This window comes from Elusimicrobiota bacterium (genome assembly GCA_016788905.1).
Classification (GTDB): Bacteria; Elusimicrobiota; Elusimicrobia; order FEN-1173; family FEN-1173; genus JADKHR01.
Genome location: JAEURZ010000053.1, coordinates 1 through 764, shown reverse-complemented (window position 1 = coordinate 764; position 764 = coordinate 1). Strand labels below are relative to the sequence as shown.

At 65.4% G+C, this 764-nt stretch carries 2 protein-coding genes; one reads left to right on the top strand and one right to left on the bottom strand.

The genetic code is table 11. The features are described from left to right. Nucleotides 1-239 (top strand): alpha-amylase (locus tag JNK54_10755; protein ID MBL8024738.1); only part of this gene is annotated, 239 nt, incomplete at its 5' end. Nucleotides 240-373: 134 nt separating this feature from the next. Here the strand turns inward: JNK54_10755 and JNK54_10750 are convergent. Then, on the bottom strand, nt 374-764 hold a 391-nt coding region (locus tag JNK54_10750; GenBank protein ID MBL8024737.1), incomplete at its 5' end, for a transposase.

Genomic DNA, 764 nt, shown 5'->3' with positions numbered 1-764 from the left:
ACCCCAGCTTGCTCGCTTGGCGTTGGGACACCGGACCCCTCGTCATCGTCAACTTCTCTTCCTTCACAGCCGAAGGCCGGGTAGCGGTGACGGGTGCGGCAGGCCGCAACTGGATTCTCGAGGACCCGCTCGAAGGCATCGCCTACGAGCGCAAGGGCGACGAAATGGCCGAACCCGGCCTCTGGGTCCGCTTGGCTCCCTGGGCCGCCCATCTCTTCCACCTCCAGCCGGCCCTCTAGCATGCGCACTGACAGAGCCGCGACGGTGACGGAGCGGGAGCTTCCCCTCCTAAATCGGCATAGGGGGGACGGTCACCCGTCCGCCCCTGCCACACCACCGGACATGCGGGTCCGCATCCGGCGGTTCGGTGGGTTTAGCGGCACCTAGGGTCCAATCTCGGAAGTCCGAGCGAGTCGAAATAGGCGTTGGGCAGAGCGAGCCACATCGCCTCGTGTTGCGCCATTCGCCAGGGGCCGTGAGTCTTGCCTGCTGCCACAGCCGACAGCACGACACTCACGCCCCGTTGACAGAGTTGCGCAAACCGGGTTCGTCCCCGCCGCCACTGTTTCCAGACAACAGACCGAAGCCTGCGCCGGATCCAGCCGTCCAGACGTTCCAGCACGGAGGGTGTCTGGCAGTGCCCAAAGTAGCTCCGCCACCCGGTCAGGTACGTGGACAGTTCCTCCACCATCTGCTCCAGGCTCACACCCCGGTTCCGTCGCGTGATTTCCCGCACTCGGTTCTCAAACCGGTCCAGCGCCTTC